Source organism: Celerinatantimonas marina, from assembly GCF_046054165.1.
In the GTDB taxonomy this organism is placed as follows: Bacteria; Pseudomonadota; Gammaproteobacteria; order Enterobacterales; family Celerinatantimonadaceae; genus Celerinatantimonas.
In genome coordinates this window covers 70,560-79,985 of sequence record NZ_JBFNXK010000019.1, presented here as the reverse complement: position 1 = coordinate 79,985, position 9,426 = coordinate 70,560, and the positions used below count along the sequence as shown (strand labels likewise).

Annotated in this window: 8 protein-coding genes; 5 read left to right on the top strand and 3 right to left on the bottom strand. The window is 43.3% G+C overall.

All coding sequences use genetic code 11. The features are described from left to right. The first annotated feature begins 658 nt into the window (after window positions 1–658). The 4 genes from ABUE20_RS17220 to luxS all read left to right on the top strand — a co-directional run bounded on the left by ABUE20_RS17220 (window position 659) and on the right by luxS (window position 4,193). Complete coding sequence (locus ABUE20_RS17220) at window positions 659–1,258, top strand: beta-phosphoglucomutase family hydrolase (protein ID WP_408621188.1); 600 nt, start codon at window positions 659–661, stop codon at window positions 1,256–1,258. A 196-nt stretch (window positions 1,259–1,454) separates the two neighbouring features. Beyond that, window positions 1,455–3,017, top strand: a complete 1,563-nt coding sequence (gene gshA, locus ABUE20_RS17215; protein ID WP_408621187.1) for a glutamate--cysteine ligase — start codon at window positions 1,455–1,457, stop codon at window positions 3,015–3,017. Next, complete coding sequence (locus ABUE20_RS17210) at window positions 3,017–3,637, top strand: transglycosylase SLT domain-containing protein (RefSeq protein WP_408621186.1); 621 nt, start codon at window positions 3,017–3,019, stop codon at window positions 3,635–3,637. The genes gshA and ABUE20_RS17210 overlap by 1 nt, the downstream gene beginning before the upstream one ends. Before the next feature lie 46 nt (window positions 3,638–3,683). Next, entirely contained in the window at window positions 3,684–4,193 is a 510-nt protein-coding gene (gene luxS, locus ABUE20_RS17205) for an S-ribosylhomocysteine lyase (RefSeq protein ID WP_408621185.1), read from the top strand. A gap of 99 nt (window positions 4,194–4,292) precedes the next feature. On the opposite strand, the gene ABUE20_RS17200 is transcribed toward luxS, so the two are convergent. Both ABUE20_RS17200 and ABUE20_RS17195 read right to left on the bottom strand, forming a co-directional pair. After that, window positions 4,293–5,573 carry an HlyC/CorC family transporter gene (locus tag ABUE20_RS17200; RefSeq protein ID WP_408621184.1) on the bottom strand — a complete coding sequence of 427 codons (1,281 nt, stop codon included), beginning with the start codon at window positions 5,571–5,573 and terminating at the stop codon, window positions 4,293–4,295. Window positions 5,574–5,686: 113 nt separating this feature from the next. After that, complete coding sequence (locus ABUE20_RS17195; RefSeq protein WP_408621183.1) at window positions 5,687–6,406, bottom strand: cytochrome C assembly family protein; 720 nt, start codon at window positions 6,404–6,406, stop codon at window positions 5,687–5,689. 339 nt (window positions 6,407–6,745) lie between these two features. On the opposite strand from ABUE20_RS17195, the gene ffh reads away from it, so the two are divergent. Beyond that, window positions 6,746–8,125 carry a signal recognition particle protein gene (gene ffh / locus ABUE20_RS17190; RefSeq protein WP_408621182.1) on the top strand — a complete coding sequence of 460 codons (1,380 nt, stop codon included), beginning with the start codon at window positions 6,746–6,748 and terminating at the stop codon, window positions 8,123–8,125. Window positions 8,126–8,221: 96 nt separating this feature from the next. On the opposite strand, the gene ABUE20_RS17185 is transcribed toward ffh, so the two are convergent. Beyond that, window positions 8,222–9,253, bottom strand: a complete 1,032-nt coding sequence (locus ABUE20_RS17185) for a methyltransferase (RefSeq protein WP_408621181.1) — start codon at window positions 9,251–9,253, stop codon at window positions 8,222–8,224. Window positions 9,254–9,426: the final 173 nt, after the last annotated feature.

Genomic DNA, 9,426 nt, shown 5'->3' with positions numbered 1-9,426 from the left:
CGTGTGTAGCTCAGCTGGATAGAGTACCTGGCTACGAACCAGGCGGTCGGAGGTTCGAATCCTTCCACACGCGCCATATCTTTCCCTCCTAATGTGTCACAAGAATCATCACTGATAAGAAAGCGATCACGATCAGGCTAATTCCTAATATGTAATAAAATCCTTTGCGGATATAGGGTGTCGGTAGATGAAAGTAGAAACTGACGATGACCCAGAGTAATGCGAATAGTATTGGGATAATAAAGAGTCGGCTCATGGTAAAATCATTGTTAATTATGGACTTTCTATAATCTTAGCTTAGTTCATTATTTTTTGTTTTGTTCAGTTGAAAAGTGGCTCGATCCTAAATTAATTTATGATGGGCTTGATATTGTTCGTCAAACTATGAGTAGCCCCCTCCCGTCTGGCTTAAGTTACCTTTTCAGGCTCTCTTCAAATGACCTTAACAGCCTAGCTGAATCCCTGAATCATGCCCTCAACGGGTCTTTGCATAAGCTGCTCTGGCGCTGTGGGCTCTTACTAGAGCTCGGGTATCTACGGCATATTCAGAAATATGCGTAAGTGGCCACTCGATTTTTGGGTGTCGCTAAGGTTAATATTCTTATCAAGCGTATTGAAACCACTATTGAGTGTCAGCGGTGGATGATAGAGAGGTGTTATGTATTCAGCTTATCAAGCATTGATATTTGATATGGATGGAACGGTAATTGATTCACTCCCGGCTCACCAAAAAGCTTGGGAGTATATATTAGAACGGTATCACATTCCGTATACCCCCCAAGTAATGAACTATTTGAATGGCTGGCCTTCGTTGCAGACGGTGGAGTATTTGTGTGAACGGTCAGGGCTCCAAGAACTGGATATCCAAAAGATTAGTGATGAAAAGGAACAGTTTTATCGGGAAATTGCTCCGACAATGGTCAAGCCGACCCCTATTGTTGACATCGTTAAAACATATTTTGGACAGAAACCATTGGCTTTAGGTACAGGGGCCATGACGCATGAAGCAACTTCATTATTGAAACATCTGGGAATTAGAGATTATTTTCAGGTAATCGTGGGTGCTGATCAGGTTGTGGCCCATAAACCTGCGCCGGATACATTTTTACGCTGTGCGGCCATGTTGGGGATTGAGCCGAAAGATTGTTTGGTATTTGAAGATGCTGAAGCAGGTCTTGAAGCAGCGAAAAAAGCCAACATGTCCAGTATCGATGTTCGTACTATTTGGCAGGGTCAATATTTTGTGGTAGACGCATAAGAGCGTTTGGAACAAGCTGATAGGTTGTATTTTGTTCTTATTTGGGGATGGTCAGTGACCAGACTTATCGGTTGGATATGTGGATAAAAAAGAGATTCATCGATAATAACGAATAACTTAATTGATAGGGAAAATTGGATCTTTAATAGTATTCCTTATATCCTAGCCGATATTTTATTGAAGAAAGAGCTCCACCTTGAATCAACTATATCAAGAGCGCCTTTCGCGCTTAAAAGATAATTTAAACAATGAGTTAGGTAATCAAATTGGACGAGGCGTTGAGCGGGAAGCTTTAAGAATCGAAACGAATGGCCAGTTAGCCAAACGATCGCATCCTCGCTCCGTTTTAGGGAGCAACCTGACACATCCACTGATTACTACCGATTATGCCGAAAATTTGCTTGAGTTCATCACTCCGGTGAGTCGTAATCATCAACAACTTATTGCACAGCTAAAAGATATTCATCATTTTGTTTTGAGTTCACTGGATAATGAGTTGCTTTGGCCAATGAGTATGCCTTGCTTCCTTGAAAAGGAAGATGATATTCAGTTGGCTCAGTATGGTCATTCGAATATTGGGCGGATGAAAACATTATACCGTCAGGGGCTTAAGAATCGCTATGGCAGTAAAATGCAAGTGATTGCAGGGCTTCATTATAACTTTTCACTACCGGAAACATTTTGGCCTGTTTGGCAGCAACAGTTAGGCGATACACAACCGTTGCAACAGTTTATTTCTGAGCAGTATATGGGCTTGGTTCGTAACTTTTACCGGTATGGCTGGGTTATTCCTTATTGGTTTGGTGCATCTCCGGCGCTATGTCGAAGTTTTCTCAAAGAAGGAACGTCGCTTAATTTTGAAGAAGTGGGGATGGGGACAAGATATCTCCCTTACGCAACATCATTGCGGATGAGTGATTTAGGGTATACCAGTAATGCACAGTCAACTTTGAATATTAGCTATAATTCATTATCAGAGTATGTGCAAAGTGTGCGTCAAGCGACTCAGACCCATTCTCCTGAATTTGAAAAAATAGGAATTAAAGTCGATGGGCAGTACCGGCAGTTAAATGCCAACATCCTGCAGATTGAAAATGAGCTTTATGCGCCGATTCGGGTGAAACGGGTTACCAAATCTGGGCAGACGCCTTCTCAGGCACTTGCTGAAAAAGGTGTAGAGTATATTGAAGTGCGGTCACTTGATATCAACCCTTTTGTTCCCGAAGGTGTCAAAGCTGAGCAGTTACAATTCATTGATGCATTATTAATGTGGTGTTTGATGTTACCTTCAGAACCCTTTGCTCCCGGAGAATTACAAATGTGTCGGGAGAATTTGGGTCAAATTGCTAAACAGGGACGCGATCCGGCTTTGTCATTAACTATTGGTGATACTACACAGTTGGTTTCTCAATGGCTTGAACAAATTATGGATGGTCTAGCCGACAGTGCTCAGGTACTGGGGAAAGAGTTTGAGGCCGTCATTCACAAGACTCGTCAGCAGATCCCTCTGTCAGAACAACTGTTATCACAATTGGTTGCAGATGATATAGATAATGGTACTTTCGCAAAAGAGCTGGCAGATGCGCACCGACAAAGTATTTTAGAGCATCAATTTACTTATTGGCAAAAAGATGACTTTGTGCAAATGACTCAGCAGAGTTTGCAAAAACAGGCTGCGATTGAAGAGGCTGATTCTATGAGTTTAGATGACTATTTAAGTCAGTATTTTGCGAAGGCTCAAGCTCCGTTTGCTGAGTAATGAAAGTTTTTTTCTTTGTTTGTTCAATGGTTGCATCGCTGACCTTACTGGTCGGCTGTGCAACACCTCCCCCGAAAAATCCTGAAAATATCTGTGATATTTTTCGAGAGAATCACGATTGGTATGAAGCGGCTAAGGCTATGAATGAACGTTGGGGAACGCCTATTCAGGTGCCAATGGCCATTATGTATCAGGAATCTGGATTCAAACATAATGCAAAACAGCCTATGCGGTACTTCTTAGGGATTATCCCGACAGGTCGAGTGAGTTCCGCTTATGGATATAGTCAGGCTCAAGATGATACCTGGCGCGATTATCAGCGGGAAACGGGGCATCGGGGTGCAGAGCGAGATGATTTTGATGATGCGATTGATTTTATCGGATGGTATGTATTTAAAACAAACCAGCTCAACGGCATCTCGAAATGGGATGCATACAAACAGTATCTGAATTACCATGAAGGTTGGGGAGGTTATCAACGCGGAACATACCGGGATAAAAAATGGTTGCTTCGTGTGGCCCAGCAGGTCAATCAGCGAGCCAGTCGTTATCGAGCTCAGTTTCATGAATGCAAAGATGAGCTCAATCACGGCTGGCTGTATCGCCTGTTGTTTGGTTGATTAAACCTATGTTCAACTGCCGCAAGGCTTAACAAGAGATATATTTATGCCACTATTGGATAGTTTTACAGTCGATCATACCCGTATGCATGCGCCAGCTGTGCGTGTTGCTAAAACGATGACAACACCCAATAAGGACACTATAACAGTGTTTGATCTACGTTATTGCGTACCTAATCAGGAAATTTTGCCAGAGAAAGGGATCCATACTTTGGAACATCTATTTGCTGGTTTTATGCGAAATCATCTAAATGGCAAAGGGGTTGAAATTATCGATATTTCCCCAATGGGATGCCGGACCGGTTTTTATATGAGCTTGGTTGGTCAGCCGGATGAGCAGCGTGTGGCAGATGCCTGGTTGGCATCGATGACCGATGTTTTAGGTGTGCAATCACAAAAAGAGATCCCTGAACTGAATAAATATCAGTGTGGTTCTTTTACAATGCATTCTTTAGATGAAGCTAAACAGATTGCTCAGACAATCTTGGAGCGAGGCGTTGGTATTAATCATAATGAAGATATCAAACTCTCTAAAGAGCAATTAGCTGCACTTTAATGTTCAGTTAGCGTATGTAGAAAATCCGGCCTTTGTCGCCGGATTTTTTATATTACGTTGATTAAGTGGTGATGATTGAAAAATTTTGCAGTGTTGAGATTAATGCGCGCTATCCGGTTGATAGAATTCAGGTAAAACCCGAGCCTGTTTAATGGCGTTATTATCAATTTCGAGAACTTCGATTGGATAACCAGCAATACGCATGCTCACAGGGGATTTAGGTATATCTTCTAAATATTCAACAATTAATCCATTCAAGGTTCGGGGTCCATCGGTCGGCAGATCCCATCCCAGTTCTTTATTCAAATCTCGGATGTTCGTAGTCCCTTCAATGATATAACTCCCATCGGGTTGGGAATGGATCTCTTCACTAGGTGTTGGGGATAGGGTCGTTGTGAAATCACCCACGATCTCTTCTAGAATATCTTCCAACGTAACCAGTCCTTGGATATCACCGTATTCATCTACAATGAGCCCAATTCGTTCTTTACGTCGCTGAAATTTACCTAACTGAATATTAAGTGGAGTATTTTCTGGGATAAAGTAAATCTCTTTGACCGCTCGCAGTAGTGTGGTTTTATCGAATTGGTCTTTGACCAGTAATCGTAGCGCATCACGGGCATGAACAAAGCCAACGGCGTCATCAATGTTATCCCGGTATAAGAGAAGCCGGGTATGTGAGGTGTGAGTGAGTTGTTTTAAGATCGATTCCCAGTCGTCATTGATATCAATGCCTGAAATATCATTTCTGGGAACCATAATATCATCCACAGTGACATGTTCGAGATCTAGAATACTTAACAGCATGTCCTGGTGACGGCGGGGGATCAGCGTTCCTGCTTCATTGACGACCGTTCTAAGTTCTTCTGGATTCAATGCTGAGCTGGCTACCTTTTTAGGGTTCATGCGAAAAATAATTAGCAGCGTATTGGAAATACTATTCACCAGCCAGATCACCGGAAACAAGAGTTTCATCAAGGGTTCAAGAATCCATGATGAGGTAAAAGCAAACCGCTCCGGATAAAGTGCAGCCATGGTTTTAGGCGTAACTTCGGCAAACACCAGAATAATTAACGTTAATCCAAAAGTTGCAATCACTAATCCGTATTCGGGAAATAAACGTAATCCAAGTACAGTTGCGATAGCCGATGCAATGATGTTAACGAGATTATTGCCGATAAGGATAAGACCGATTAACCGATCGGTACGTTTGAGTAATCGTTCGGTACGTTTTGCACTGCGATGATTACTTTTAACTAAATGTTTCAACCGGTAACGGTTAAGTGACATCATGCCTGTTTCTGAGCTTGAAAAGAAAGCAGACAGTAAAATCATCAGAACGAGTATGATTATTAAACCACCCGTCGATATATCGTCCAAGAATTTAACTCCTGTGAAGCACCAGTACTCATTAAAAGTGTTGCTTTAAATTGTGTCAAGATTTAAGCGTAGAAAACTCTAGGCCATTCGATTTTGACATAGCAGAATCAAGTTTAATAACTGCTTGAAAAGAGACGACTTCCGAAATAAGAGAGGATCAACAACACGGCTCCTAGTAAGGTTAACATGCCAACGGTTCTTCCCCGCCATCCCCAGCGATAATGTCCAGTTAATAAGAATAGATAAACGAACCAGGCAATCACGGCCAGAATCGCTTTGTGGACCTGCCCATTGTCAAAAATATGGTTGAGAAAGATAAAACCGGTGGCTAAAGAAATAGTCAGTAAGACCATACCGATTTTAATGAGACCAATCAGTTGGTTCTCGATTTTAATCAGCGGAGGCATCGCAACATTGATTGCGTGAGGACGGTGACTTTTTAACATATGATCGAGATATCCTAATTGCAGGGCAAATAGGGCGGCGATCATCATCACTGTAAAGGCAACCAAAGCGAATCCGATATGCACCATAACCTGAGGGTAAATGCCAAGATGCAAAATATACGGGTTGGAAATAAAAGCCGATAATAGCAGCGTAATCACGCTGGCGATGTAGACCACCGGCAACATAATCCACATTTGGAAATGAGAGCATCCCATTGTAACCGACAGGCTCAGCAACAGGCAGAGCAGTACGGCTACATTAATGATACTTAAATCCTGGCCATTGCCGAGGAGCATATGTTGACTCACCCATAGACCATGAAAAACAATTGCGAGTCCACCACTTATCCATACCCAGCGCCGATAAGTCGGTTTTTGGGAAAACATTGATTTTCCACATGCAAAAGAGGCTATCAGGTAGAATAGGATTGTTGGGATGAGCACTAGTTTCATGGTATCAACAATAAATCGCATCAATAAAATTATATTGACAGTATACCGTTGTGCTTGCAACGCGGCTACTCCTGTCCCATGGCAATACTGTATGGTTCGTCATAACAAAAGTCATGAACGAACATAGCTGTTTAGTTAAAAACAGGTACAATGAAGGTCTAAAAGGGGATTGACCTTTCAGGGTTGAATTTGGTTCAAATGCAACCCATTCTAAACGTTGCTATATTCCCTAGTATTAAATCATGCACAGACCGGTCATAGTTAAGGATTATCATGTTTGAAAATTTATCAGAGCGTCTTTCGAAGACTCTTAAAAATATTAGCGGCCGGGGCCGGCTGACCGAAGATAATATTAAAGATACGTTGCGCGAAGTTCGGATGGCATTGCTTGAAGCCGATGTCGCTTTGCCTGTGGTTCGCGAATTTGTAAAACGGGTCAAAGAACGAGCCGTTGGGCAGGAAGTTTCGAAAAGTCTGACTCCGGGTCAGGCCTTTATTAAAATTGTTCAGTCTGAACTTGAACAATCCATGGGGGAAGCCAACGAAGCCTTAAATTTGGCGACCCAACCTCCGGCTGTGATCCTGATGGCGGGGCTGCAAGGGGCTGGTAAAACCACTAGTGTAGCCAAATTAGCTAAATTTTTAAAAACGCGCGAAAAGAAAAAAGTATTGGTCGTCAGTGCTGATATCTATCGCCCGGCCGCAATTAAGCAGTTAGAAACTCTGGCGAGTGAAGTCGAGGTTGAATTTTTCCCCAGTTCAACGGATCAAAAACCTGTGGCTATAGCCCATGCCGCGATTGAGCATGCAAAACTGCATTTTTTTGATGTGTTGTTGGTTGATACCGCCGGGCGTTTGCATGTTGATGAAGATATGATGGCTGAGATCCAGCAACTTCATCAGGCGATTAACCCGATTGAAACCCTGTTTGTTGTGGACTCAATGACCGGGCAGGATGCGGCTAATACTGCGAAAGCATTCAATGAGGCGTTGCCACTGACAGGGATCATCCTAACCAAAGCGGATGGTGATGCACGCGGCGGGGCGGCGTTATCGATTCGTCAAATTACCGGTAAGCCGATTAAATTTATCGGGATGGGTGAAAAGACCGATGCCTTGGAACCCTTCTATCCAGATCGGATCGCTTCTCGGATTTTGGGAATGGGGGATGTATTATCCCTGATCGAAGAAGTGGAACGTAAGGTTGACCGAGAACAAGCTGAAAAATTAGCGAAGAAAGTTAAAAAAGGAAAAGGGTTTGATTTAGCTGATTTTCGGGATCAGCTGCAGCAGATGAAAAAAATGGGCGGCATGATGGGGCTGATGGATAAGCTTCCCGGAATGGGGCAGCTCCCGGCTGGCATTAAAGATCAAATGGATGATCGGATCACCGTGCAGATGGAAGCGATTATTAATTCGATGACGCCTGCGGAGCGGGAACACCCGGATATCATCAAAGGTTCCCGTAAACGACGGATTGCAGCGGGTTCCGGTACGCAGATCCAGGATGTGAACCGTTTGCTAAAACAATTTACCCAGATGCAGAAGATGATGAAAAAAATGTCGGGTAAAGGGGGAATGCGTAAGATGATGAGTCAGATGAAAGGCATGATGCCTCCTGGAATGGGCGGTGGCCGCCGTGGGCCTTTTTAAGCTAGATGAATGACGTAAAAAAACCGATGCAGAGGCATCGGTTTTTTTATAACTAGAGGGTTGTTTATTACAAAATAGAGGTTTTGCATACAGCCATTAGCCTTTCTGACAATGATAAATCCGAAATTTACGGTTATCGGTGACGATTTGGCAACAGGTAAAATATGTGGTTAAGAGTTCCTGATAAGGGAGAAAGCTATTGGCAACCATCCACAATTCTCCTCGGGATTTAAGTTTTTCACTGGCCAGCCGGATGAATTGACGACTGGTCTCATATTCGGTTTGAACTCCCAGATGAAAAGGCGGGTTACTGACGATGAAATCATAGTCATGTTGGAGTTCATCAATACCATCGCAACAATAGATGTCAGCTGGCAATTGATTGAGTGCAAAGGTGCGCCGGGTACTTTCGGTGGCAAGTACACTCACATCGACGGCACTTATCTGTGCTCCGGTTTGTTTGGCTAGCGCTGCGCCGATGATCCCCGCGCCGCATCCGAAATCCAATCCTTTCCCCATCAGTGGAGGTAAGTGCTCCAATAGCAGCGCGGTGCCTGCATCCAGTTTTCCATGATTAAAAACCCCCGGCATCGAACTGACCTGCAATTCACCTTGAGGTAAGGAAAGGAGATATTGAGTTTGCCAGTGTTCAGCATCAAATTCGATGATGCCTTCGCCACGATTGGCATACATTAGACTGCAGCGGCGAGCCGAGTCTAATTTATAAGCATTTAATTGATAGTTTTTTAATAGCTTCGGAGCTGCATTGATCCCGCCGCGATTTTCGCCGACGATCATCACATCACCATCGGTTTTAATTTTAGGTAACAGAGCATTGATCCAGTAATCCGCTTCTTGTTTGGCCTTGGGAATATAAATTAATAAGCAGTCGTAATCGTTGCTCAGAGTCGCTGGTGAAGCACTTAACAGGATCTCTGTATTGGCAGAACATTGGCGTTGATAGCGGCTAGCAATCCCGGCATGTGTGGTCACAATGGTGGTTTGTTGTGATATTTTGGCCAGCTCTAGTGGATAGTCATCGAACAGTTGTCCGGCGATCAGCAATCGTTTGTTAGAGGAAAGTTCAGGGTGGCGTTGTAGCAGTTCGCTGGTCGGTTGCAGACTCATGTAAGTATCACTGTCAGGGCTAAGTTGGATGAGCGCTAGTGTAGTGAAATTTGCGTTGTTTGGCGAATTTAAGCAGGAATCTGAATAAAATGATTTTCATCTATTGACTTTTACTTAATGGCTGAGAAACTAAGGCTATATTAACGAATGAAAGAGATAATTCCTTGAGGGCT

What these genes read in the sequence shown, in the direction of transcription:
- ABUE20_RS17220 (WP_408621188.1), top strand. Translation starts at nt 659, where the DNA reads ATGTATTCAGCTTATCAAGCATTGATATTTGATATGGATGGAACGGTA.
- ABUE20_RS17210 (WP_408621186.1), top strand. Translation starts at nt 3,017, where the DNA reads ATGAAAGTTTTTTTCTTTGTTTGTTCAATGGTTGCATCGCTGACCTTA.
- luxS (WP_408621185.1), top strand. Translation starts at nt 3,684, where the DNA reads ATGCCACTATTGGATAGTTTTACAGTCGATCATACCCGTATGCATGCG.
- ABUE20_RS17195 (WP_408621183.1), bottom strand. Translation starts at nt 6,406, where the DNA reads ATGTTTTCCCAAAAACCGACTTATCGGCGCTGGGTATGGATAAGTGGT.
- ffh (WP_408621182.1), top strand. Translation starts at nt 6,746, where the DNA reads ATGTTTGAAAATTTATCAGAGCGTCTTTCGAAGACTCTTAAAAATATT.
- ABUE20_RS17185 (WP_408621181.1), bottom strand. Translation starts at nt 9,253, where the DNA reads ATGAGTCTGCAACCGACCAGCGAACTGCTACAACGCCACCCTGAACTT.